The 23,808-nt window shown below is 43.9% G+C and carries 20 protein-coding genes, 1 tRNA gene and 3 pseudogenes; 11 read left to right on the forward strand and 13 right to left on the reverse strand.

Going from position 1 to position 23,808, the window contains the following annotated elements:
• Positions 1 to 289: 289 nt before the first annotated feature.
• Positions 290 to 562, forward strand: a complete 273-nt coding sequence (locus tag FTU54_RS06650; protein ID WP_005177167.1) for a hypothetical protein — start codon at positions 290 to 292, stop codon at positions 560 to 562.
• A 15-nt stretch (positions 563 to 577) separates the two neighbouring features.
• Here FTU54_RS06650 and gloB read toward each other — a convergent pair whose 3' ends face one another.
• Positions 578 to 1,312: a hydroxyacylglutathione hydrolase gene (gene gloB, locus FTU54_RS06655; RefSeq protein WP_045795028.1), complete on the reverse strand. Its 735-nt coding sequence runs from the start codon at positions 1,310 to 1,312 to the stop codon at positions 578 to 580.
• Positions 1,313 to 1,441: 129 nt separating this feature from the next.
• Here gloB and FTU54_RS06660 point away from each other — a divergent pair, with 129 nt between their 5' ends.
• A complete protein-coding gene (locus tag FTU54_RS06660) occupies positions 1,442 to 3,418 on the forward strand; it encodes an acyltransferase family protein (RefSeq protein WP_180074576.1) in 1,977 nt (658 codons plus the stop codon).
• A gap of 60 nt (positions 3,419 to 3,478) precedes the next feature.
• Here FTU54_RS06660 and FTU54_RS06665 read toward each other — a convergent pair whose 3' ends face one another.
• A complete protein-coding gene (locus FTU54_RS06665; RefSeq protein WP_005177173.1) occupies positions 3,479 to 4,711 on the reverse strand; it encodes a pyridoxal phosphate-dependent aminotransferase in 1,233 nt (410 codons plus the stop codon).
• A 155-nt stretch (positions 4,712 to 4,866) separates the two neighbouring features.
• Between FTU54_RS06665 and msrB the strand changes: the two genes are divergently transcribed.
• Positions 4,867 to 5,286 (forward strand): peptide-methionine (R)-S-oxide reductase MsrB, encoded by a 420-nt coding sequence (gene msrB, locus FTU54_RS06670; protein WP_005177175.1) that lies wholly within the window; start codon positions 4,867 to 4,869, stop codon positions 5,284 to 5,286.
• On the forward strand, positions 5,283 to 5,765 hold the full coding sequence (locus tag FTU54_RS06675; RefSeq protein WP_005177178.1) for a glutathione peroxidase: 483 nt from the start codon (positions 5,283 to 5,285) through the stop codon (positions 5,763 to 5,765). The genes msrB and FTU54_RS06675 overlap by 4 nt, the downstream gene beginning before the upstream one ends.
• A gap of 124 nt (positions 5,766 to 5,889) precedes the next feature.
• On the opposite strand, the gene dapC is transcribed toward FTU54_RS06675, so the two are convergent.
• The 5 genes from dapC to FTU54_RS06700 all read right to left on the reverse strand — a co-directional run bounded on the left by dapC (position 5,890) and on the right by FTU54_RS06700 (position 12,262).
• Positions 5,890 to 7,059: a succinyldiaminopimelate transaminase gene (gene dapC / locus FTU54_RS06680; RefSeq protein WP_168400008.1), complete on the reverse strand. Its 1,170-nt coding sequence runs from the start codon at positions 7,057 to 7,059 to the stop codon at positions 5,890 to 5,892.
• A gap of 24 nt (positions 7,060 to 7,083) precedes the next feature.
• On the reverse strand, positions 7,084 to 9,747 hold the full coding sequence (gene glnD / locus FTU54_RS06685) for a [protein-PII] uridylyltransferase (protein ID WP_168400009.1): 2,664 nt from the start codon (positions 9,745 to 9,747) through the stop codon (positions 7,084 to 7,086).
• Between the two features lie 23 nt (positions 9,748 to 9,770).
• The gene (gene purT / locus FTU54_RS06690) at positions 9,771 to 10,976 is read right to left on the reverse strand and encodes a formate-dependent phosphoribosylglycinamide formyltransferase (protein WP_104472646.1); all 1,206 of its coding nucleotides are present in this window, start codon (positions 10,974 to 10,976) and stop codon (positions 9,771 to 9,773) included.
• 190 nt (positions 10,977 to 11,166) lie between these two features.
• Positions 11,167 to 11,514 (reverse strand): L-valine transporter subunit YgaH, encoded by a 348-nt coding sequence (ygaH, locus tag FTU54_RS06695; RefSeq protein WP_104472645.1) that lies wholly within the window; start codon positions 11,512 to 11,514, stop codon positions 11,167 to 11,169.
• Complete coding sequence (locus FTU54_RS06700) at positions 11,504 to 12,262, reverse strand: AzlC family ABC transporter permease (protein WP_045795021.1); 759 nt, start codon at positions 12,260 to 12,262, stop codon at positions 11,504 to 11,506. The genes ygaH and FTU54_RS06700 overlap by 11 nt, the downstream gene beginning before the upstream one ends.
• Positions 12,263 to 12,364: 102 nt before the next feature.
• Here FTU54_RS06700 and FTU54_RS06705 point away from each other — a divergent pair, with 102 nt between their 5' ends.
• A complete protein-coding gene (locus FTU54_RS06705; protein WP_163145919.1) occupies positions 12,365 to 12,859 on the forward strand; it encodes a hypothetical protein in 495 nt (164 codons plus the stop codon).
• A 353-nt stretch (positions 12,860 to 13,212) separates the two neighbouring features.
• On the opposite strand, the gene ychF is transcribed toward FTU54_RS06705, so the two are convergent.
• A complete protein-coding gene (gene ychF / locus FTU54_RS06710) occupies positions 13,213 to 14,304 on the reverse strand; it encodes a redox-regulated ATPase YchF (RefSeq protein WP_005177206.1) in 1,092 nt (363 codons plus the stop codon).
• 322 nt (positions 14,305 to 14,626) lie between these two features.
• On the opposite strand from ychF, the gene FTU54_RS06715 reads away from it, so the two are divergent.
• Positions 14,627 to 15,391: a glutathione S-transferase family protein gene (locus tag FTU54_RS06715; RefSeq protein WP_005177208.1), complete on the forward strand. Its 765-nt coding sequence runs from the start codon at positions 14,627 to 14,629 to the stop codon at positions 15,389 to 15,391.
• 59 nt (positions 15,392 to 15,450) lie between these two features.
• On the opposite strand, the pseudogene FTU54_RS06720 reads toward FTU54_RS06715, so the two are convergent.
• Positions 15,451 to 17,037, reverse strand: a pseudogene (locus tag FTU54_RS06720) (hypothetical protein).
• Between the two features lie 390 nt (positions 17,038 to 17,427).
• Here FTU54_RS06720 and FTU54_RS06725 point away from each other — a divergent pair.
• On the forward strand, positions 17,428 to 17,898 hold the full coding sequence (locus tag FTU54_RS06725) for an Lrp/AsnC family transcriptional regulator (RefSeq protein WP_005177212.1): 471 nt from the start codon (positions 17,428 to 17,430) through the stop codon (positions 17,896 to 17,898).
• Positions 17,899 to 17,950: 52 nt separating this feature from the next.
• On the opposite strand, the gene FTU54_RS06730 is transcribed toward FTU54_RS06725, so the two are convergent.
• Positions 17,951 to 18,700, reverse strand: a complete 750-nt coding sequence (locus FTU54_RS06730; protein ID WP_005177213.1) for a YebC/PmpR family DNA-binding transcriptional regulator — start codon at positions 18,698 to 18,700, stop codon at positions 17,951 to 17,953.
• 109 nt (positions 18,701 to 18,809) lie between these two features.
• Positions 18,810 to 19,376 carry a 1-acyl-sn-glycerol-3-phosphate acyltransferase gene (locus FTU54_RS06735; RefSeq protein WP_005177219.1) on the reverse strand — a complete coding sequence of 189 codons (567 nt, stop codon included), beginning with the start codon at positions 19,374 to 19,376 and terminating at the stop codon, positions 18,810 to 18,812.
• A gap of 752 nt (positions 19,377 to 20,128) precedes the next feature.
• On the opposite strand from FTU54_RS06735, the gene FTU54_RS06740 reads away from it, so the two are divergent.
• Positions 20,129 to 20,205: transfer RNA gene (locus tag FTU54_RS06740), tRNA-Ile, on the forward strand.
• Between the two features lie 126 nt (positions 20,206 to 20,331).
• Here the strand turns inward: FTU54_RS06740 and FTU54_RS06745 are convergent.
• Positions 20,332 to 20,698, reverse strand: a pseudogene (locus FTU54_RS06745) (transposase domain-containing protein); the annotation flags it as partial.
• Between the two features lie 1,153 nt (positions 20,699 to 21,851).
• On the opposite strand from FTU54_RS06745, the gene FTU54_RS06750 reads away from it, so the two are divergent.
• The 3 genes from FTU54_RS06750 (at position 21,852) to FTU54_RS06760 (ending at position 23,522) form a co-directional block, all read left to right on the forward strand.
• Positions 21,852 to 22,118, forward strand: a complete 267-nt coding sequence (locus FTU54_RS06750) for a helix-turn-helix domain-containing protein (RefSeq protein WP_257223805.1) — start codon at positions 21,852 to 21,854, stop codon at positions 22,116 to 22,118.
• A gap of 271 nt (positions 22,119 to 22,389) precedes the next feature.
• Positions 22,390 to 22,875, forward strand: coding sequence for a hypothetical protein (locus FTU54_RS06755; RefSeq protein ID WP_180074577.1), 486 nt, complete (start codon positions 22,390 to 22,392; stop codon positions 22,873 to 22,875).
• A gap of 17 nt (positions 22,876 to 22,892) precedes the next feature.
• Positions 22,893 to 23,522 (forward strand): hypothetical protein, encoded by a 630-nt coding sequence (locus FTU54_RS06760; protein ID WP_180074578.1) that lies wholly within the window; start codon positions 22,893 to 22,895, stop codon positions 23,520 to 23,522.
• Positions 23,523 to 23,570: 48 nt separating this feature from the next.
• Here the strand turns inward: FTU54_RS06760 and FTU54_RS06765 are convergent.
• Positions 23,571 to 23,808: pseudogene (locus tag FTU54_RS06765) on the reverse strand (IS982 family transposase); the annotation flags it as partial.

Consider the following 23,808-nt stretch of genomic DNA (forward strand, 5'->3'; position numbering starts at 1 on the left):
CAGAATTTTAAGAAAATTTTAAATTAATTGATTGATATATTTGATGTATTTTTATTCTAAATTTTCAACATTATCTATGGGCTATTTAAGCCGGCTTGAAATAATTTGTTAAATATTGATGACAACACATCTTTAAGTATTTCTTACAACCTCGGCCTGGCGCGAGATAAAAAGTTGTAGCGATCTGCCGGCTATAATTTGCATACGCTGAGTGATTGATGGCTTTATTTTAAGCCATAGCGGGCCTGGAGATCGGGTATCATAAAGCACAGCCACAGGAGTGAGTAAGATGACGCCAAATACCATTGAAGCTGACGTACAGCAGACCATTCAACAGATGCAGCAACAGGGCCAAACCCCGGTGGCGGTAATGCTAGGCCATGAAGACTGGCTGGTCTTTACCGAACAATCGCAGGTGGCCTACACTCCATTTGGCAGTGCGCGTCGTTATCAACCAGCGTTGGGCGGCTTACTGCTGGTACGCATTGATGAAATGAATGCGGTACGTGTGGTGACACAGACCGAGCTGGATGCGTATGCGGCCAGTCACCAGCTGTTATAAACCGGTTAAACCGCTTTAAAAATTATCTTTCATTTCACGTAATTTTTGGAATTCTTCGACGCTGTCCACCCGTAAAAAAGGATTGGTCTGCAGTTCCAGTTCAATTGTACTTGGCAAGGTCGGCTGATTTAGCAGGCGTAAATCTTCCACCTGCTGATAACGCTGTTGTAGCGCCAGATTATCCGGTTCAACATGCAGGGCAAATTTGGCATTGGACAGGGTATATTCGTGGGTGCAGTACACTTGGGTGCGCGCTGGTAATGCCGCCAGACGGTTTAAAGAGTGATACATCTGCTCAAAGGTGCCTTCAAAAACCCGGCCGCAGCCCATCGCAAACAGGGTATCACCGCAAAACAGGGTATCGATGGCATCCATAAAATACACAATATGCCCCAGGGTATGGCCGGGAACCGCCAGTACATCCACCTGCAGATCATGAAATTTAAAATGGGCTTCATGCTGCAAAGGGTGGGTGATAAACGGAATTTTACTCAGCTCTTCGCGTGGTCCATACACTGGAATATTGCGTGATTGCAGCAGCTCCGGCACACCCCCAATATGGTCTTTATGCCAGTGAGTCAGCCAGATCTGGCTTAAATTTAAACCATGCTCACGGCAATACTGTTCCACCGGTTCGGCTTCGGTGGGATCGACCACAATCACATCTCTGGATGTGGTATGTTCCAGCAGCCAAATATAATTCTGTAACTGGTTCTCAATATCCAGCAGATGCACTTTATAGTTGCTCATCCCTCACCCCCACATAATATAATGCCCAGTATAGCCTGAAAGCGATGTTGTCGTCGCTGTGTATCCAAAATTGATCTTTGACTGAAAAGGTCTACAATAAGCCACGTTTCAATTTTCCCCTGCACGTTCATGAGTTTTGCCTATCGCGCCGATATTGACGGTTTAAGAGCGATTGCCGTCCTGTTGGTGATTTTTAATCATATTGGCCTGTCTATTTTCCCCGGTGGTTATATTGGCGTCGATATTTTCTTTGTGATTTCGGGCTATTTAATTACCTTGATTTTAAGCCAAGAAATCCAGAACCAGACTTTCTCAATTGGTCGCTTTTATAAAAAGCGGGTGGTGCGTTTGGCACCGGCCTATTTTACTGTACTGAGTGTGGTGAGTCTGGTGGCCTGGCAGGTGATGCTGCCCGATGAGCTGAGTCGTTATTTCGACAGTGTCTTTTATGCCACGTTTCTGATGGCCAATATTTATATGCAGCGTGAAGTCGGTGATTACTTCAGTCAGAGTGTCAATGAAGTGCCGCTGCTGCATTTATGGTCGTTGGGTGTTGAAGAGCAGTTCTATATTTTCTGGCCGCTGATTCTGCTGTGCTTTATGAAAAGAAGTAACCGGCAATGGGGTCTGCTGATGGTCGGATCTTTTATTCTCATGTCGTTGCTGTATGCGCAGCAGCAGTTGAGCGTGAATGCCGAGAAAGCCTATTACAGTATGCCGGTCCGCGCCTTTGAACTGCTCTTGGGTGCGCTGATCTGCTTTTTGCCACAAATAAAATGGTCAAAATGGCTGGCGCAAACGCTGGTCTGGAGTTGTCTGGCGCTGTTGTTAGGCACGGCAATGTGGTTGGATCATGCCACACCATTTCCGGGCGCAATGGCGCTGATTCCATGTCTGGCAACGGCCTTGATTATTTATATCGGCCAGAGCATGCAGTCGCAGAATGTGGTACTGACCAACCGTTTTAGCCTCTGGATGGGCAAAATTTCCTATCCTTTATATTTATGGCACTGGCCGGTAATTGTACTGTTCAGTATCTATATGCTGCCGGTTAATGCCGGTTATCAGCTGGCTATGGTGCTGCTTAGTATCGCGCTGGCCTATCTGACTTATCGTTATATTGAACAGCCGAGCAAAGGTTTTGTGATGGCTGCCAATTACAAGGTCATTCTGAGCGGTTTTGTGGCGCCGGCGCTCTGTTTCATTGGCGTGGCGCAGCTGGTCAGTCAGCATCAGGGTTTTCCGGAGCGCCTAAGTCCGCAAGTGCAAAACCAGATGGCAGCCTTAAATTCGTTTGCGCATGGCATCCGGCAGAAATGTCACAGCTTTCCCAATCCTGAAACGCTGGCCAATCCGCAAGACTGTGTGCTGGGCGTGGAAAAACCGCAGATTGATTTTATGCTGATTGGTGACTCACATGCCAACAGTTATACCGGACTGCTGGATGTCTGGGCCAAAGATGCCGGACTGCGTGGTTATGACAGCACTCAGGACACCACCATTTATTTACCGGGTGTCCAGCGTGGCCGTGGTGAGCATGAAGTGGCTGCCTTTCAAGCCCGCAATGACGCAATTGAGGCGCATTTAAAACAGCATCATTATCAGTTTGTGGTGATGTCAGCTGCCTTTAGCCAGTATCTGGATGCCGGGCATGATCTGCATCCGAGCGCAGAAGAGGACAGTCAGGTCGCGAATCATTTAGACAGTTATTTTGCCGGTTTACAGGCTGCGGTGGATAGTGCACTGGCCAGCAGCGAGTATGTAGTGATGCTGATGGATGTTCCGGTGATTGATCCGGATCAGGCCAATTGTTCATTACGCCGTGAATGGCTGGGGATTGAGCGTGAATGCGCGGTGTCGGCAGATGAATTCCAGCAGAGCAATGCACCAATTTATCAGTGGATGAGCGAATTGCAGCAGCAGTACCCACAACTGATTGTGGTCGAGCCGACCAAGGTGCTGTGTGATGCGCAGCAATGTGATTTAAGTGTCGAGGGAACGCCGCTGTACCGAAATCAGGATGATGATCATCTCAGTTTTAAAGGTTCGGAAGCGCTGGGGCAGGCCTATTTACAGCAATACGGCAATCCGCTGAAATCACTTTAAGCTTTCTCGTCTGCACAAAAAAGCCGTGAATTGATCACGGCTTTTTTATTGTATTTCAGCTTAGCGGATTTTCGCCAGGAAACGGCCCAAGCGGCTAAGCGCTTCACGTAATTCATTTTCAGCCGGCAGGAACACCACACGGAAATGATCTGGGGTTGGCCAGTTAAAGCCGGTGCCTTGAACCAGTAGCACTTTCTCGGCTTTCAGGAAATCCAGCATCAGCTTTTCATCATCTTCAATGGCGTAGACATTTGGGTCCAGTTTCGGGAAGCAGTACATTGCACCTTCTGGCTTGACGCAAGACACACCCGGAATTTCGTTCAGCATTTCCCAGGCAATATTGCGCTGTTCATACAGACGGCCACCCGGACGGATCAGGTCATTAATTGACTGATAGCCACCAAGCGCGGTCTGAATCGCATATTGCGCCTGATGGTTGGCACACAGACGCATAGAGGCCAGCATGTCCAGACCTTCAATATAGTCGGCCGCGCGTGAACGGTCACCAGTAATGGCCATCCAGCCAGAACGGTAGCCGGCAATACGGTAGGCTTTAGATAAACCGTTGAATGAAATACACAGCTGATCACCGGCAAGGGCTGCAACCGACACATGCTCAATGCCGTCATACACGATTTTGTCGTAAATTTCGTCGGCAAATAAAATCAGATCATATTTTTTTGCCAGCGCGACAATCTGTTCCAGCACATGACGTGGATAAACCGCACCGGTCGGGTTGTTTGGGTTAATAATCACAATACCGCGGGTATTGGGTGTGATTTTGCTTTCCATATCGGCCAGATCTGGATACCAGTGATTTTCTTCATCACATTTATAGTGAATGGCCGTACCACCCGACAGATTAACCGCCGCTGTCCATAGTGGATAGTCCGGCATTGGAATCAGCATTTCATCACCATCATCCAGCAGGCCTTGCATGGCCATTACGATTAGCTCAGACACGCCATTGCCGATATAGACATCATTAACGTGCAGGTCAAAAATGCCTTTTTGCTGATAATACTGGCAAATAGCCTTACGTGCCGGGAAAATCCCTTTGGAGTCGGTATAACCGACTGCATTTGGCAGGTTCAGCGCCACATCGTTAATAATTTCCTGCGGGGCTTCAAAGCCGAAGGGGGCGGGGTTACCAATATTCAGTTTAATAATTTTATGGCCGGCTTCTTCCATTTCATTGGCCGCTCGTAACACAGGTCCGCGAATGTCGTAGCATACATGCTCGAGTTTTGAGGATTTTTTAATTTCGCGAGGAGTCGTGTTACCTGTGGACATAATTCCATCCAATTATATGTTTCTGTTAGCAAAAAATAGATTACGCAATTATCACAATCTATACTGAAATTTAGCTAGATATTTTGCAAGCTCTAGCGTAAATATGGAAGTACTGAAGCATGACATTGAATGTCAAAGATTTAAAGGAGTTAGTGATGGGAAAACTCAATAAAACAGACCGAGAATGGCAAAGAGAGTTATCACCAGAAGAGTTTCGGATTACACGACAAAAAGGAACCGAACCGGCCTTTACAGGGAAATACTGGAACAGCAAACAGGATGGGGTGTATGTGTGCCGTTGCTGTGGAGAAGCCTTATTTTCTTCCGATACCAAATACGACAGCGGCAGTGGCTGGCCAAGTTTCTACCGTCCGATTGCCCCGGGGGTCGTGGAAGAACATAACGATCAGTCGCATGGCATGGTGCGTACCGAAATTGTCTGTCATCATTGTGATGCACATTTGGGCCATGTTTTTGATGATGGACCGCAACCGACCGGCTTGCGCTATTGCGTCAACTCGGCGTCATTAGAACTAAAAACACAAGAAAAAAGTGATGAGGAAACCTATCCATGACCAACATTTATCAGTTTGAGGCTGAGTTGTTAGATGGGAAAAATAAATCATTTGCCGATTATGAAGGCAAGGTTTTATTGGTGGTGAATACCGCCAGCAAATGCGGTTTTACCCCGCAGTTTGCCGGACTGGAAAAGCTGTATGAAAAATACAAGACCCAAGGCTTTGAGGTGCTCGGCTTTCCCTGTAACCAGTTTGGTGGCCAGGACCCCGGTTCCAATGAGCAGATCGGGGCCTTTTGCCAGAAAAATTATGGGGTCAGCTTTCCCATGTTTGCCAAGGTTGATGTCAAAGGCCCGGAAGCACACGCGATTTTCCGTTATTTAACCAATAACAGCAAAGGCATTTTGGGCAATGGCATCAAGTGGAACTTTACCAAGTTTTTAATTGGTAAAGATGGCAAAGTGCTGAATCGCTATGCACCAACCACCAAGCCGGATGCATTGGAACAGGATATTGAACAGGCTTTACAAGGTTAATACAGGACAAGCGACTTCAGCATCAGCTTTAATTTTGGGGATGATCCTCATCCATGCAAACAGTGTTTAGTCCTGCCTAAAATGAAAAATCCACTCAATAGAGTGGATTTTTTAATATCAGCACCTACAAAATCGCTTTGAGGCGTTGAATCACCTGTTCGCACTGGGCGATATCGGCCACCAAGGCTAAACGGACATGATTTTCACCCGGATTACCTTGCTCGGTTTCACGCGATAAATACCGGCCCGGCAACACTTTAATATGCGATTTTTCCATCAGCATTTTGGCAAAGGCTTCATCATTATCAACTTTGAGCCAGTAATAGAAACCGGCGTCCGGTTTCTGTAAAGGGAGTAGATGCCCCAGTTCGCTTTGGAACAAGTCAAATTTGGCGCGGTATTGCACGCGGTTGTCTTCAACGTGCTGCTCATCATCCCAAGCTGCAATAGAGGCCAGTTGATGCTGTACCGGCATGGCTGCACCATGATAGGTACGGTATTGCAAATACGGTTTCAGTAAATCGGCATCGCCGGCAACAAAGCCTGAACGCATCCCCGGCAGATTGGAACGCTTGGACAGCGAATGGAAAACCACGCAGTTTTTATAGTCGTCGCGGCCTATTTCGGCACAAACTTCGAGCAGGCCCGTTGGTGCTTCATCAAACCACAGTTCTGAATAGCATTCATCCGAGGCAATCACAAAACCGTATTGATCGGACAGCGCAATCAGCTTTTTAAACTGGTCTTTGGACAGTACCGCACCGGTCGGGTTGCCCGGCGTGCAGACAAATAGCAAGGCAGTTTTTTCCCAGACTTCGGCTGGTACGGCATCAAAGTCACCTAAATACTGGTTGTCTTCGGTACAGTTAATGAAATACGGCTTGGCCCCGGCCAGTAAGGTTGCGCCTTCATAAATCTGGTAAAACGGGTTTGGCATCACCACATACGGTGCATCTTCACGTTTCACCAGTGCCTGTACAAAAGAGAAGATCGCTTCACGGGTACCTGAAACCGGTAAAACATGGTGATCTGCACTGATGCTGTTCAGCTTGAAACGGCGACTTAGCCACTGGGCAATGCTGTGGCGTAATTCAGGCAGACCCTTGCTGTTCGGGTAAGTCGATAAATGCTGGAAGTTGTCAATAATGGCCTGTTTTACAAATTCCGGTGCCGGGTGCTTCGGTTCTCCAATTGAGAGGGGAATCAGCGGTAAATCGGCCGGTTGTATATCCTGAAAAAGTCGGTTTAACTTTTCAAATGGATAAGGGTGCAATAAAGACAAACTTGAGTTCATGTAATCGTTACCGATAGGTTGATGTTAATGTTGGCACACCTGATTTGAGGCTTCATCAAGTGCTGCCTTTAATTTGGCCGCAAAGCTTTTGGCTTCTTCTGCATTCATGGGCGCGCCATCTTTTTTGGTGACAAAGAAAATATCTTCGGCACGTTCGCCTAGGGTGGCAATTTTAGCAGAATGAATATCCAGCCCCTGCATCATAAACAAGCCGCCGACTTTGGCAAGTAAGCCCGGCTGGTCAAGTGTCGCAATTTCCACCATGTTCTGGTTGAGTGCGGCATTCAGGCTAATGTCGACAGTATTTTCAATATCAAAATGGCGCAGCTGGCGCGGAATCAGGCGCTGCATCAGTCCCGGATATTTATCCGACTGGCTTAATGCAGTGACCAGTGATTGAATCACGGTGTCCTGACGCTCGGCATCGGTCAGCAGGGTACCAAAACGGTCCAGTACCACATAAGTATCTAAACTAAAGGCTTTGGTGGCGGTAATAATCCGCGCGTCCTGCACATCCAGATTCATGCGGTCTAAAATCGCCACGGTGGTGGCAAACAGGTTTGGCTGATCCTGAGTATAAATAAAGATCTGCACGGCATCTTGCGCATATTTACGATGCGCGCGCATCAGTACTAAAGGTGCCGGATTGTCACTGTGCTGCAAGATGGCACGGGTATGCCAGGCAATTTCATCGGCGGTTTCTTTCAGGAAGTATTCATCGCCCAGTTCCTGCCAGACTTTTTCCACTTCTTCCAGCGAGAAATCCTCGACCAGTAATTCGCTGGCCGCAAATTTGGTGTCTTCAATCAGCATCTGATAATCCACCGGACGACCCAGGCCAGAACGGATCACATCACGGGCATGGGTGTATAGCTGGCGCATCAGCGAGGCGCGCCAGGTATTCCACAAGGTTGGATTGGTGGCGTTAATATCTGCTACGGTCAAGGTGTAGAGATAATCCAGATGCTCCATATCGCCCATTAGTTCGGCAAAGGCTTTGACCACATCCGGATCGGAAATATCTTTTTTCTGTGCAGTGACTGACATCAGCAGATGGTTTTGCACCAGCCAGGCCACCAGATTACATTCACGCTCGGTAAAGCCATGCGTGCGGCAGAAGGCAATTGCATCGGCGGCACCAAGCTCACTATGATCGCCGCCACGACCTTTGGCAATGTCATGGAAAATTGCGGCGAGATAGACAATGTCACGACGCGCCAGACGCTGGAACACCGAGCTGACCACCGGAAAATCTTTGGCAAATTCCGGTTCTTTAAAGCGGTTCAGGTTGCGAATCAGCAGCAGGGTGTGCGCATCGACGGTATAAATATGGAACAGGTCATATTGCATCAGGCCGGTAATTTGCCCGAAAGCCGGAATATAGTTGCCCAATACACCATAGCGTTTCATTGCCACCATGGTGTCATATAAACGGTACGGCGAGCGTAAAATCGCCATAAACAGCGCCTGATGGACTGGATTATCACGAAAATTGCGGTCAATGCGTTTGGCAGCCAGGGTCAGCAGGCGTAAGGTGCGGGCACGAATCCCGGTAATTTCAGGACGATTGGCCAGCAGATAGAAAATTTCCAGAATCGCACTGGGCTTTTCAGAAAAAATCTTGTGATGCTGCACCGCCAGTTTGCCATCGACCAGTTTGAAGTTTTCATTAATTTCTTCAATCTGGCGTTCATATTGCGGCAGGCGCGGGGTAATCACCGATTCATTAAAATAGGCCAGTAACATTTCATTTAGCGTCGACACCTGCTGCGCGGTGCGGTAATAACGCTTCATGAACTGTTCAATCGGATAATTGGGTGATTTGCCTTCTTCACGGACATAGCCGAACTTGGCTGCAATATCACGCTGATAATCAAACAGCAGGCGGTTTTCATCGCGTTTGGTCAGCAGGTGCAAATAATGGCGAATTTCCCAGAGGAAACTTTCAGCCTCTTCCAGCACGCCCAGCTCAAACTCGGAAATAAAACCCAGATGCACCAGATCATAAATACGGTTGACACGGAAATGCCGTTTGGCAATCCAGCCAATCTGGTTAATATCGCGGATGCCACCCGGTGCAGTTTTAATATCCGGCTCTAAATTGCTTTCGGTATGGTTGTGCTGAGCATAGCGTTTGGCTTGCTCTTCCATCTTGGCATCAAAAAAGGTTTTATCGGTCCAGGTTTGCGACACAATCCGGCGTGGCCATTTGGCCAGATGTTCATTGCCAATAATCAGTCGTGCTTCAATTAAAGCGGTGGCCACAGTCAGGTCATTGGTGGCCTGAATCACGCAATCCTGAATGGTACGCACGCTAATGCCGGGTTTGAAATTACCGACATCCCACAGCGATGAAATAAAGGTTGAAATCAGCTTTTCCTGTTCCGGCGAGATTTCATCTTCTGACAGGATCATGATGTCGACATCGGAATAGGGCAACATTTCGCGGCGGCCATAACCGCCCACCGCAAACAGGCCTAAATCGGTCTGGTCCAGTCCGGCATGTTGCCACAGGAATTTTAGCGCCTCATCAATAAAATTGGAGCGCGCCAGAATAATGTCACGGATCGAATGTCCATTTTCAAAACATTCCCCCAGCTGATGTTCAACATCACTTCGCCACTGATTAATGGCCTGAATGTCATGGTTACTTTTTACGTAATTCAGCAAGGGTAAGGTGTTGATCATGAACAGCGTTCCGTGTTGTGCGACTAGTTTTGATTGACACTGACGTTTTGTGCAGTAGCGTAAGCCAGCTCACGTGCCTGCTCAGTGGTTTCTGCGCGGGCGGTGGCCACACCCATGCGGCGACGCTTGAAGCCTTCCGGTTTGCCAAACAGACGTAAATCAGTATCCGGGTGAGCTAAAGCAAGATTCAAGCCAGAAAATGACAGGTTCTGGTCATCCACACCGGCATAAATCACTGCACTGGCAGCCACACTATGACGCGCCGTGTTCACTGGCAAGCCGAGAATCGCACGGGCATGTAATTCGAATTCACTCTGGTATTGTGAGGCCAACGTGACTAAACCGGTATCGTGTGGACGAGGTGACACTTCACTAAACCACACTTGATCGCCTTTGACAAACAGTTCTACCCCAAAAATACCGCAGCCGCCAAGTGCGCTGGTAACCTTGTGGGCAATACGTTTGGCTTCTGCTAAGGCCTGGCTGCTCATTGGTTGTGGCTGCCAGCTTTCGACATAATCACCGGCATCCTGACGATGGCCAATCGGGTCGCAGAATGAGGTTTCAATTTCACCAGTTTCTGGATGTTTAGAGCGTACCGTGAGTAGGGTAATTTCAAAATCAAAATCAATCTGCGATTCAACAATCACGGTGCCCTGATTCACACGGCCACCGGTTTGCGCATAGTCCCAAGCGGCATCGACTTCATCAAAGCTTTTTACCCGGGATTGGCCTTTGCCTGAGGAGGACATCACCGGCTTCACAAAGTTTGGATAGCCAATATCATCACAGGCTGCGCGGAAGCTTTCCAGCGAGTCGGCAAAACGGTAGGCAGAGGTTGGCAGTCCCAGTTCTTCTGCAGCTAGACGGCGGATGCCTTCGCGGTTCATGGTCAGATTGACTGCCTTGGCTGATGGAATCACGGTAGCAACGTTTTGCGCTTCAATATCCAGCAGTACTTCTGTGGCAATGGCTTCAATTTCCGGCACAATCAGATGCGGTTGCACCTGAGCAATCAGCTGTTTCAGTGCGTTAGGATCGGCCATATTAATCGTGTGGGCATGATGCGCCACTTGCATGGCAGGGGCATGATCATATCGGTCGGCGGCATGCACTTCTACACCTAAACGTTGTAAAGAAATCACCACCTCTTTCCCCAATTCTCCTGAACCCAATAGCAATACTTTAAATGCCGAAGCTTGAAGAGGAGTACCAATCGTCACGCTCATGTAATTCATCCATGCTTGATTTTATGGGCTTTTAGCATAGCAGAACTGCACCGCGATGTTAGTGCCGATTCGGAGAAAATCGTGATTTTGTCCAACAATTTTTAGACGCAGTGGACAAGAGGAAATACAGCGTTGAAAACGCAGCACAACTGCAGCACTGCGTCAATGGGTCTGGTGTTGAAGTCAAAACCTAGAAGGAAAATGGAATATAGGTATAAATCAGGCCATAGGTCACGGCCGCAGTCAAGGTGGCCGGTACAATTTTCTTGTATTTAAAATACAGCCCGGCCAGCACTATAAATCCGACCAGCATGGCAAAACTTTTATTGGGCGTTTCCAGTAACGGTGGCAAGGTCGCGACCACCAGCATTGAACTGATTGCAGCAATACCAATTGAACCCAAAGCAATCTTTAGCCAGAGGGCACCCCGTTTTTGTGAGTCCTGCTGAAACTTCTGAATCACAAAAAACGGCCCGAAGCGTGAAGCAAAATTGGCGATGCCGACCACAATCCCGACCAGAATAATTTCAAGATTCATGTGAGCCTCCTGCGTATGCATCATCCGGTTGTTTTAAGACATAGTGTTTGAACAGACCTGCAAAAATGCCCGATAAAATACCAATAAAGATGGCAGCGGACAGGTCAATGAAATAGCAGGCGATAGCTGATACCACCAAAGTCACACTGACCACAAAGGTATGTTTTTTCTCAAAGGCGGCCAGCAGGAAACTCAGGAACAGGGCCGGTAACAGGAAATCCAGTGCGGCTTGTAAAAACTGCGGCAGCTTACTGACCTGATCGGCAAACAGACCGCCCAGTAAAGAACCGAGCGCCCATGACATCCAGCTAAACAGACTTAAACCCAGCATCCAGGATTCCGACCATTGTTGCCGGCGCTGCGACAGCTTGATCATGCCAGAAGCAAAGACTTCATCGGTCAGGCCCCAGGCCCAGATCGCGGTTTTCTTTAAATTGAGCCGGTCCTGAATCAGGTTGGTTAAGGCCGGGCCATAGAGCAGATGGCGAATATCCAGTGCAATGACAGTCAGGGCGGTCATCCAGATGGAGGTGCCGCTGCCTAACAGGGCCACCACCAGAAACTGGCTGGCACCGGCATACATGGTGCAGGATAAAAACAGGGCTTCCCAGGCGCTAAAACCGAATTGGGTCGCCGAAACGCCAAATGCAAAAGAAACGGGGAGATAAGTAAAAATAATGGCTTGGCTATCTTTAGCGCCTTGCCAAAAACCGGCTGGCTGTGTGGAAAGCGTTTTGTGTTCAGACACGACACACCTGAAGGAGAGTTGAACAAGGAGTCAAATGATGATTGTGTATTGTACCCGAATTCACTAGCATAGTGCCGAAATGTTTGTTGAAGCGAGCCAGATATGTGGATGTTCAAAACACGTCAATTTGTGGTTGCGACTGTACTGGGCAGTAGCCTGTTATTACAGGCCTGTGGGAGCGATCAGTCCGGTGAAAAACCGGAAATTAAACCTGCACCGAAACTGACCAATGATGCAACGGCGTATGCAGAAGCGGCCTGGAAGCTGATGAATGAGGTGGAACCTTATGTTTATCGCAAACAGCGCAATTTAATTGAAGATAATGTACGCAAACCGGCGCGCCAGTTAAGCACCGAATGGCGCATTAACGTCAAAATGACCGATTCAGTCACCGAAGGTAAATATGCTTTATGCCGTAAAGCACTCACCAGCCTGGAAATCTGGGCGCGTGCGACGTTAGAAAGTAGCGCAGCAGTAAGCCAGAAACAGGCCGATTATGAACGCGATAAACAGCAATGTGCCGATGCAATTGCCCATCCGGAACTGGGCAATACCGATCCCAAACAAAAAGGCAATGCGATTGCGACAGCATCCTGAAGCATCAATAAGCGGAGTTCTGGCTCCGCTTTTTTAATGGCGCCGCCGTATTAAATTGATCTTTGCAATCAGAATAGCGATTACATTACACAATTAGTCTGCAAGATATTGGCGCATCTCTCACGGTGCTGAACGGTTATGGTGCGCTTGAGTGCACTGAAATCAAGCGCTTTCGAGAACTGGAAAGCGTAGGGAATTCAATAACATCTCAGTAAATCAAAGAAGATATCAAGATCGGTTCGCTGATTGATTAATTTTCTTGCTTAAATTGTGGTGAGCCAAAGATTGCTCTTCAAAAAAAGAGTATAAAAAAACCCTCAAATATTTGAGGGTTTTTCATTGATATCAGGCGATTACACGTTAAAACGGAAGTGTAAAACATCACCATCTTGTACGATGTAAGTTTTACCCTCTAAACGCCATTTACCTGCTTCTTTGGCACCGGCTTCGCCGTTGTATTGTACGAAATCATCATAGGCCACACATTCAGCACGGATAAAGCCTTTTTCGAAGTCGGTATGAATGACACCTGCCGCTTGTGGAGCGGTTGCACCGACTTTCACCGTCCAGGCACGTACTTCCTGCACACCGGCAGTGAAGTAAGTTTGCAGACCGAGTAAGCCATAACCTGCGCGGATGACCACGTTCAGACCAGGTTCTTCCATACCCATTGCTTCTAAGAATTCAGCACGTTCATCATCTTCTAATAATGAAATTTCGGCTTCAATCTGGTTGCAGAGTGGTACTACAATCGCATTTTCAGCTGCTGCCAGTTCACGTACTGCATCTAAATGCGGGTTGTTTTCAAAGCCATCTTCCGCCACGTTGGCAATATACATGGTGGGTTTTAAGGTTAATAAACCAAAACCACGAATCAGTTTACGTTCGTCATCGTCCAGATTGGCTGCACGTGCTGGTTTGCCTTCATCCAGTAATGGCAGGATTTTTTCTAGCACGGCTTTGGTCGCAACTGCTTCTTTGTCGCCGCCTTTGGCTGTTTTGGTTAAACGGGTCACGGCTTTCGATACCGTTTCTAAGTCGGCCAGCGCAAGTTCAGTGTTGATGGTGGCAATATCGTCCAGCGGGTCAATTTTACCATTGACGTGAATGACGTTTTCATCTTCAAAACAACGCACCACGTGAGCAATCGCGTCAGTTTCACGGATGTTGGCGAGGAACTGGTTACCCAGACCTTCACCTTTTGAAGCACCTGCAACCAGACCGGCGATATCCACAAATTCCATGGTGGTCGGCAGGACACGTTGTGGGTTTACAATGGCCGCCAGTTTGTCTAAACGCGCATCCGGCACCGGCACAATACCGGTGTTTGGCTCAATGGTACAGAACGGGAAGTTTTCAGCAGCAATTGCAGCTTTGGTTAAGGCGTTGAAAAGAGTCGATTTACCAACGTTAGGCAGACCTACAATACCACAATTAAAACCCATGAAATGACTCACAAAGTGTTATTCAAAAATTGTCGCTGATTTTACATGAAAGCCAGCATAAAGTCAGGTCATGGCGGGGATGTTTGTTGAAAAAGCATATTTCTGAAATATGTGCTGCGGATGGTGGGTAATGCGTGCCGTATCTTTGGTGATTTTTAAACAGGATAGCCTGACCTAAATACGCTTGATGAAGCGTTTGGCCGAATACCGGCGATTTTTGAATAAAAAGCGCATTGTTTTTCAGTAGCAGTATGACTAAAGTAGCCAATGGATGTTGGCTGTTCAAATTATTGAACAAAAAATAAAAATTGACGGAGAAGATATGCGTATTTTGTACCAGTTTCCTTTATCTCATTTTTGTGAAAAAGCACGCTGGTTGCTGGATCATAAGGAACTGGATTATAACGCGCAGAACTTAATTCCGGGTGTGCATCGTGCTTTTGCCAAGCTAAAAACCGGACAAAACAAGCTGCCGATTTTACGCGATCAGGATCAATGGATTGCGGACAGTACCCAAATTGCCCTGTATTTAGATGAGGTGTATCCGGAGCATACCTTATTACGCCCAGACCCGACACAGCGCAATGAAGCACTGGAGATTGACCAGTTGGCCTCGACTCTGGGCTATCACGTTCGTCGCTGGGGCTTGGCACATACTTTATCTGAAAGTGAGCAGCCTTTAGATTTGCTGATTGGTGAAAAAGGTTATTTACGTCAATTTGAAAAATACTCCAAACCGATTATGAAGATGCTGATTTCCAAAGGCTATCAGCTGGATCAGGACAAGGTTGATGAATCGGAACGGGAAATGCGCCGTTTAATAGCCGAATTAAACCAGCGTCTGATAGCCAATGGCGGCGCATATTTTGTCGGTGAGCGTTTAGGCCTGGCGGATATTGCGGTCTGTTCCATGCTGGCTCCGATTCTGGAAATTCAGGATACACCGTGGGAAAAAGAGCAGGGCGAAACCTTGTCCGAACAATTCCTGCAATTTAAACAGGAACTCAGTGATTTACCTTTAGGGCAATATGTACTGAGAATTTATCAGACCGAGCGTCATGCCCGTGTGGACTGGCGCGGTATCTAAACGGCAACCATAAAAAATACGCGCCTGTAGCGCGTATTTTTATGACTTTATCAAATCCATTAAATGAATGGGGTAGATGAATCCAGATCAATTGCAGGCAGTTGCGGCGCAAGGCTGAGCAGGTCAAAGTTGCTGCTACTGCTTTCTGTACTGGTCGATTGCAGAGCTTCTTGAAGTTCAGGTAACAGGTTGTCCAGACTCAGACTGCTGTCTGCTCCTGTACTGGCGCCTTGTAACAGATCTTCCAGATTAAAGTCAGTTGAACCAAATGCATCGCCCAAGCTGTCAGTAAGATTGCCTAGGTCAAAGTCTGTGCCACCGTCAGTCAGACCTTCCAGTAAGCCACCTAAATCAAAACCACTGCCGATGTCTGGGAGACCGCCAAGTAAGGCACTTAAGTCAAACTCACTGCTGCCACCTGTTAAGCCTTCAAATAACTGGGTCAGTGTTTCAAGGTTCAGATCAGCTGTGTTATTGCCGATGAGTCCTTCAAACAGTTCAGAAATCGTTTCAAGGTTAATTTCACCCGTATTACCACCGATTAAGCCACCGACCAGTTCTGAAATTGCACCAATATCAAAGTCGCCGGCGCCACCGCCAATCAGACTACCGACCAGATCAGCAATGGCTGCAATGTCGAGATCACCTGAACCACCACCGATTAAGCCACAGACCAGTTCTGAAATTGCGCCAATATCAAAGTCGCCGGCGCCACCGCCAATCAGACCACCGACCAGATCAGCAATGGCAGCGATGTCGATATCACCTGAATCACCACCGATTAAGCCACCGACCAGTTCTGAAATTGCACCGATATCAAAGTCACCCGTACCGCCGCTAATCAATCCACCAACCAATTCAGCAATGGCTGCAATGTCGATATCACCTGAACCACACCGATTAATCCGCTGACTAATCCGGCAATCGCGCCGATATCAAAGTCACCTGTACCGCCGCCAATCAATCCACCAACAAGCTCAGCAATGGCTGAAATGTCGAGATCACCCGAACCACCACCGATTAATCCACCGACTAATCCGGCAATCGCGTCGATATCAAAGTCGCCGGCATCGCCGCCAATTAAACCACCGACTAGGTCAGCAATGGCCGCAATATCGAGATCACCTGAACTGCCACCTATCAGGCCACTCACCAGTTCTACGATTGCACCAATGCCAAAGTCGCCAGCACCACCACCGATGAGACCACCGACCAGGTCAGCAATGGTACCGATATCCAGGTCGCCCGTATTGCCGCCAATCAGCTGGCTAATGGCTTCAAAATCCAGATCAGCGCTATCACCGCCAATCAGACCACCGATTAAATTGCTAATTGAGCCCAGATCAAAACTGCCACCATTGGCTTGGGTCAGTTGATTAATCAGGCTGGAGATATCCAGACTACTGCTATCCTGTAAACTGGCTGATTAAATTGCTAAGACTGCTGCTGTCCAGGCTGTTTCCAGACAACAGACTTTGCAATAAGCTGTCGAGGGTTGGGGTAGAGGGGCTGGTGAGTTGTCCAAACCAGTTCGACAAGGTCGAGCTGATGCCACTGAAAAAGCTGCTGGTTTGGGTTTCGACAGTTAAAACCGGGCTGAGCTTGCTTTTCAGCAAATTGAAAGATTTAAAAGCGAGGAAGACGATTCCTTGTGTTCTTATGTTTTTGTTTTGCTGGTGTTGAAATGCATCTTTTTTAATCTATTTGTATACACTTGTAAAAGATGAACGGTCTGGAATTAACCGCATTTGGGCAGAGAAGGCAATTTTAACGCAGTAGAGAGAAGGAAATTTTAACGCAGTAGAGAGAAGGAAATTTTTGAGAAAACAGCGGTTTATTGAAGCTGACCGTTTATTTGTTTTTAAAAGATCAAGATAAATGGCAGACGCCTGATCAGTTAGGCTTCAGTTGTGTCTGCACATCATATCTTGAAAAAAAATTTCAATAGATGAAAAAATAATGATAAATAAATATTGTTGTGGTGCTGATTCGGCTAAAATTATAAAGTGTCATTGCCTGTTAAAAAGAGTATAAAAATGGAACTGGATCGCTTTGATAAGCATATTCTTGAAATTTTAAGTCATGAAGATGTCAATTTAAATGAACTGTCGGAGCGGGTGAATTTGTCGGTGAGTTCGGTACATCGCCGGATTAAAAGCCTGATTGATCATAATATTATTTCAGGTTTAAAGCGGGAAATTAATTACCAGAAACTCGGCTTTAGTCTGCATGTCCTGTTGCAGGTGTCGCTGAGTAAACATGATACCGATACCTTTGCCAAATTTCTGGAAGAACTGGAAAATATTCCCGAAGTGATTAATGCCTTTTTGGTGACCGGGCAAACCGCTGACTTTATTGTAGAAGTGATTGCGCGGGATATGGAAAACTACAGTGAAATTTTACTCAAACGCATTGGTAAAATTGACCATGTGGTGGCGCTGCATTCGAGCTTCGTCATTAAAGAATATAATGTTTTAAACTGCTCGAATTTGCTCAATAAAGTTTAATTTCTAAGAAATAAAAAACGCGCCAGATGAGCGCGTTTTTTATCTGTAAGTTTTAAGCATCTAAGGCTGCTAAAACGTCATCAGAGAATTCAACGTTGGTATAAACGTTCTGAACATCATCCAGATCTTCAAGCATATCAATCATCTTCATGATTTTCTTAGCCTGATCGATGTCGGTGATTTCAGCTTTGGTTGATGGGCTCATCACCACTTCAGCATTGTCAGATTTTAAACCTGCTGCTGCTAAAGCATCCTGAACGGTACCAAATGTTTCTGGAGTGGTAATCACCAGAATTTCATCTTCAGAGACTTCAATATCTTCTGCACCGGCTTCTAATGCCACGTCCATGATCTGATCTTCTAAAGACACATCTTCAAACGTAATTTCACCACGTTTGGTGAATAAGAAGGCCACTGAACCGTTGGTGCCTAAGTTACCATCGGTTTTAGAGAAGCAGTGACGAACGTCTGGTACGGTACGGTTTAAGTTGTCGGTCATGGTTTCAACAATCACGGCCACACCGCCGACACCATAACCTTCATAGGTGACTTCTTTTAAGTCATCGTTATCTTCACCGCCAGCACCACGTTGAATCGCACGGTTAATCACATCACGTGTCATGTTGACTGATAATGCTTTTTCGACTACAGCACGTAAGCGAGGGTTGCTCCCTGCATCCGGACCGCCGAGTTTAGCAGCAGTTGTCAGTTCACGAATGTATTTGGTAAACAACTTACCACGACTAGCATCTTGTTTGGCTTTACGATGCTTGATATTGGCCCACTTGGAATGACCCGCCATGCGAAATATGCTCCTTGTAGATTGGCTGTATGCCGATCGAATTGCACAGATTCTACCATAAGCCCTTTTTCTGAAAAAAGGGCAGGGTTTTAAGTTTTAACTGAAAAATTTACGCTGTTTTCACGTCTGGAATAATAATATCCAATCCGGTGTTTTCTTTATAGAGCTGTTTGATCAGCGCGAGATCATGCGCCAGGTCGGTTGGATAAATTTTACCAAAAATCCCGCCTTGCTTGGTTTTAGAGTTGGCATACATCAGCACAATCGGCACATTGGCGGCTTTGGCAATATGCCAGAAACCGGTACGAATTGGCTTACGTGCTTCACCATTTTTGGCACGGGTCGCTTCAGGAGCAATCACCAGATTGAATTTTTCATTGCGCTGGAACAGCTCCACCATTTGTCCCACGATGTCCTGATTGGCTTTACGATCAACCGCAATACCGCCCACGGCTTCAAGTACCGGTTTAAGTGGACCTTTGAATAATTCTTTCTTGATTAAGGTATGAATTTTCATGTCGAAAATTTGGAAGATGGCCAGTGATAGCACTGCATCGAGCATCGAGGTATGCTCAAAACCAATAATGACCTGTTTATCTTCCAGAATATCAGGTTCGACGTTATAGCTCCATCCGGCAACTTTAAATGCAGCTTCGCCAATAAATTTTTTTAACATGGGTACAGAGTAAAACAAACGAAAGCGCATAATTTGTGCTTGTTCGGCTTTAGAGTCAAGGGTTAATTTGTGCAACTGTGCAGAAAAAATAAAGACCTGTTTAGCCGCAGAATATAATCTAACAACTTATTGTTTTTAGATATAAATTCAAAGTTATTAAGACTTAAAATAAATGAGTATATAGAAAATTACTATTAAAAAAGTGAAAAAAAAGCTATTCAGCAGATAATTTAAGCATTAGACTTTTGTCGTAGATAGGTCGTAGTTCAGGCCAATGTCCAACTTTAGGCTTAACCTCAACAGGAATAGCAAAATGACATATTTGACCGCACTAATTGTTGCTTCGCTCATTTTAATGGTGATTGTGCTTTGGTCTATTGCTGAACTTGTGTTCGAATCGCGCAAAGAAAAGTCACTGAACTCAAAAAGAGTTTAAAATTTCAGCAATACGAATACTTTATAAGTTTTTGTACTCACGATATAAAGTTATTTCAAAAAAGTATAATTTTTTATTGATTTATTGCTTTTTTATCTTAAAAAAATAAATTTCGAATTTACCTCTCATGATATGAGCGCAGTTTCAGTGCAATGCTTGATGAGATGATGTTGTGCAATTTCCTGCTAATTTTTGAGCTTCTGGTTAACTGTTGTCTTACTGTACAAGCGATTTTGAAAGGGCTTGTATTTTAAAAAAATCTTCGATAGTATTCATGGCGCCTGAACTTGTTGATATATAACAATTTCAGTGAAAAGGGCCTATAGCTCAGTTGGTTAGAGCAGCGGACTCATAATCCGTTGGTCGACAGTTCAAGTCTGTCTGGGCCCACCATATAAATCAACCACTTACGTGTACTAATCGTAAGTGGTTTTTTTGTTTTTAGATTCTGGTAAGCATATGGTAAGCAGCTTAAATCAACATTATTCTGTAAGCATTCGCTAAACCCCATAGCTTTTTTTAATTTGAGTTGGGTTTCCATCGGTGTGGAAGTAATACTTCAATCTGGGTCACTTTATGTATCGGCAACCTTTTCGGCACATCACTTAATTGGGCATGCGGATCCAGTCCATTCAGCTTTGCTGACTGAATCAGGTGTATGATATTAGCTGCTCGCTGACAACTGCTCATCGAGCCAGCAAATAACTAGTTATTACGTCCCAAGGCCCTGGAACACATCTGATTTTAGATCCCTTATGAAGCAATGCTTCTTATGTTGATTGGTAAGTTACCATCAACCAGATAGCGGCCAGAGTGCTTGCCAGTTTTTTAGGCTGTAGTTGATCCTCAGAGCGGTTAGGGAATCCGATAGCAGCGTCAGATGGTGTTAGTTGAGCCATTAATATAGTCTCGATTTGAGGTATTCATTAAAGCGTTCAACTTTACCTTTGGTCTGTACATAGTAGGGCTTACATATGCGGGGGCAAAAACCATATTTTTTTAACACAGTTGAGCTGTTAGGGTTCAAGTTTGGTGACTGATTATATTGTTGCAAGATATTCCCTTAAGATTCTGACCGTTTCTAGATATTCAAACTCTAAAACTTCTTGGTAGAACACAACGGCAGGAATCCATTCAAGATAAACAGCATTTATGCGTTCGAGCAAATAAAGTTTATATAAGTCAAGAATACATATTCTAGGTTATAAGCCGATACTGTAGTGTGAAATTGAGCTGTAAATATTTACGCATTGTATTTTTAGATACTACAAGTTTTTGATTTATTAAATTAAAATAATAAACCTTGTTTATACGGTGTGTGGACTGTTACTTCTTGTGCTAAAGATAAAATTTTTGAGTATTTTAAAATGACGTTATATTAACTATTGGGTTACTTTTAATACTGCTATAGGAATATTTTACACTGCTGATAAAATATAAAAATTAAACCCAATTGATATATAAACTTAACCTGTTATTGTGTTATTGTAATGAAGTAGGTCAACTGTATGATAAATTTTTAATTGTAATCTTATTCTTTAGTATGTTGTGATTTTAAATAATGATGTTTAAGGAGTATAGTTAAATAATATTGTTGCAAAAAAAATAATAAATATAATTATTATTTTTAAAGGTTTTTAATGAGGTTCTATTTGAACAGTAAAATTATAATTTTTATATTTTTTAATTAAGTAATAGAAAGTATAGGCTTTGTTGCACAAAGATTTCATAACTATATGATTTTAAAGGTTTTGATTATTTTTTGATCCAAAATTAAATTTATTTAAATCAGATGCTTACATATTTATGCAACAAAGCCGAAAGTATATAAAGAATTTTAGTTTGTTAGCCGATTCTTCTGAACTGAGTGTTGTTGAAGATAGATGAGATTGACAGTCCCGTGGAAGGTACTCATTTTACTTTTTTGGTTCCATATTTTCGTCAAAAAAATCTCATATAAATCAATGCTATGGTTTTTATTCTGGGTTTTTTAAAATCTTCTTTAGTATTATGAAATCATAAAAAAGTTTCAGATGTATATGAATTACTTAAAAAGTTTAGTTTTATATAAATATATTAATTCAGATACCTTAATCAACATGAAACATAAAGTTAAACAAATTACCGAAGATAGATTATTGCTATCTACTAGTGAAGCTGCTCGTTTATTAGGGTATGCAGAACAAACACTGCGTAAATGGGCATTGTACGAAAATGAGCCGATTAATCCTATTAGGCATGGACGTAGTCTTCGTTGGAGTAAGGCGGAAGTCTACAAATTTGCTTGTGTCAAAGAAGAAGCCTAGAAAAATCGAGACAGTTTTTCTTGTTATTAAGGCTTATTGCATTTGATATAAAAAAGACACGCAATAACAAGAAAAGCTAGCTCATCCAGAAAAAATTTATAATTGATTTTTTAAAAATATCATTAGCTTAAATTTGATTGAGATTTAGGTCCTAAGATTTCTCATGCTCAAAAAAAGCCTTTATGAAATTTTTAGAATGATGAATTTGGAGCTAATAATGTCCAAAAAAACAAGCTAAACCAAACCAAAGAAGAGTTCTAAGCTATCTTGTGTGAAACAAGACAAATTAACTGAAAGTTCGCTAAGAAAATTCTCCGACATAATCGACCAGACAATAAAGCTTACTAATGTTGAGGTAGGTGATCAAAAAAATGCAAAAGATCGACTGAAAAATTCAATGATTACTCGCGTTAAGAAAGACTATTTGAGTCTTACACAACATACGTATCTTTCGTATCTTTTATCTATTGAAGCTAAAAGTCATGAAGATTGGTTTAAGAATCAAGCTAACTATATTTTTTGGTCAGAGCTATTTACTTATCTTCAAAGTCACAAAATAAAATGTGAATATAGAATTAACTTCTATAAGGAACTTTTTGATTATTTAACTAAATTAGAAGATGAAAATTTATTTTATTTAATTAATAAGGAAATCTTGAAGAGGGATAAATATCATATTCCTAAAATAATTTATAAAACAGATTTTATAAATTATTTTAAATTACCTAGAAATATTTTTGAAAAAATCGAAAGTTGATATTGTGGAATGCTGAAATGAATAATAAATTAGATTTAGAAGTTTTTAAATCAAGGTGTGCTTGTTTAACTGAAATTTTATCTTCATATAGAGAAGGTTTGCTTCTATTAGAATCATGTGATTTAAAAGATTTTCATAATACTTATATGACTGATGAATTTATGAGGGAATTAAAAATTTTATGTGAAGGTATATATTCATATTTAAACATAAATAAAGCTAAAACCCAATATAAGAGTATTTTAGGGTCATCAAGTATCTGCATTTTATATAAAAATGTTAAAGATTCGGATGTTATAAATAAAGAAAAACAACTTTCGATTAACCAAAATATTTTGAAAATTTTTAATGTTGTAAATTTTTTAGTTGGGTTGATGTCCAATATGGAGAACTCTCAAGCTAAAATTGAAAGGCTAAACTATAATTTCTATCTAATTTTAAAAATGATGGAAAAAAGTTTTAAAGGTTTTCTTTCTGAAGTTTTACCTATAATTTCTCAATATTTTAATCATCTTATTGAGTTCGATCATACGGCTAAGACCATTAAAGAATTCAATACTTATGCAAAAGCCCAAAATGTAGATGTCACAGAATTCTGTAAGGGCCTTGATGTTAATGTTTCAGAAAATATAGGCTTTGTTGCATAAATATGTAAGCATCTGATTTAAATAAATTTAATGTTACCCGGATCCTGCTTAAGCCGATGATTCCTTAATTTGAATTGTTGGCTTATTTTGATGGGTTAATTGATATGCACATAGTGAGGCGTAAATTCCACTCAGAAATCCATGAAGACTACGTGCTTTACTCGTCACTAAATTGTATTGCCCCTTCAATAAACTGAATAATGTTTCTATCTTATTGCGTTGTCTTAGGTGATATTCATCTGATGCACAGAGTTGAATAGCCCGCATATTCTTTCGATGATAAGTA

The sequence above is a fragment of the Acinetobacter sp. YH12116 genome, assembly GCF_013418895.1.
Taxonomy (GTDB): domain Bacteria; phylum Pseudomonadota; class Gammaproteobacteria; order Pseudomonadales; family Moraxellaceae; genus Acinetobacter; species Acinetobacter indicus.

Excerpts from the sequence above, each read along its gene's own strand:
- FTU54_RS06650 (WP_005177167.1), top strand. The coding sequence starts at position 290 with ATGACGCCAAATACCATTGAAGCTGACGTACAGCAGACCATTCAACAG.
- gloB (WP_045795028.1), bottom strand. The coding sequence starts at position 1,312 with ATGAGCAACTATAAAGTGCATCTGCTGGATATTGAGAACCAGTTACAG.
- FTU54_RS06660 (WP_180074576.1), top strand. The coding sequence starts at position 1,442 with ATGAGTTTTGCCTATCGCGCCGATATTGACGGTTTAAGAGCGATTGCC.
- FTU54_RS06665 (WP_005177173.1), bottom strand. The coding sequence starts at position 4,711 with ATGTCCACAGGTAACACGACTCCTCGCGAAATTAAAAAATCCTCAAAA.
- msrB (WP_005177175.1), top strand. The coding sequence starts at position 4,867 with ATGGGAAAACTCAATAAAACAGACCGAGAATGGCAAAGAGAGTTATCA.
- FTU54_RS06675 (WP_005177178.1), top strand. The coding sequence starts at position 5,283 with ATGACCAACATTTATCAGTTTGAGGCTGAGTTGTTAGATGGGAAAAAT.
- dapC (WP_168400008.1), bottom strand. The coding sequence starts at position 7,059 with ATGAACTCAAGTTTGTCTTTATTGCACCCTTATCCATTTGAAAAGTTA.
- glnD (WP_168400009.1), bottom strand. The coding sequence starts at position 9,747 with ATGATCAACACCTTACCCTTGCTGAATTACGTAAAAAGTAACCATGAC.
- purT (WP_104472646.1), bottom strand. The coding sequence starts at position 10,976 with ATGAGCGTGACGATTGGTACTCCTCTTCAAGCTTCGGCATTTAAAGTA.
- ygaH (WP_104472645.1), bottom strand. The coding sequence starts at position 11,514 with ATGAATCTTGAAATTATTCTGGTCGGGATTGTGGTCGGCATCGCCAAT.
- FTU54_RS06705 (WP_163145919.1), top strand. The coding sequence starts at position 12,365 with ATGTGGATGTTCAAAACACGTCAATTTGTGGTTGCGACTGTACTGGGC.
- ychF (WP_005177206.1), bottom strand. The coding sequence starts at position 14,304 with ATGGGTTTTAATTGTGGTATTGTAGGTCTGCCTAACGTTGGTAAATCG.
- FTU54_RS06715 (WP_005177208.1), top strand. The coding sequence starts at position 14,627 with ATGCGTATTTTGTACCAGTTTCCTTTATCTCATTTTTGTGAAAAAGCA.
- FTU54_RS06725 (WP_005177212.1), top strand. The coding sequence starts at position 17,428 with ATGGAACTGGATCGCTTTGATAAGCATATTCTTGAAATTTTAAGTCAT.
- FTU54_RS06730 (WP_005177213.1), bottom strand. The coding sequence starts at position 18,700 with ATGGCGGGTCATTCCAAGTGGGCCAATATCAAGCATCGTAAAGCCAAA.
- FTU54_RS06735 (WP_005177219.1), bottom strand. The coding sequence starts at position 19,376 with ATGTTAAAAAAATTTATTGGCGAAGCTGCATTTAAAGTTGCCGGATGG.
- FTU54_RS06750 (WP_257223805.1), top strand. The coding sequence starts at position 21,852 with ATGAATTACTTAAAAAGTTTAGTTTTATATAAATATATTAATTCAGAT.
- FTU54_RS06760 (WP_180074578.1), top strand. The coding sequence starts at position 22,893 with ATGAATAATAAATTAGATTTAGAAGTTTTTAAATCAAGGTGTGCTTGT.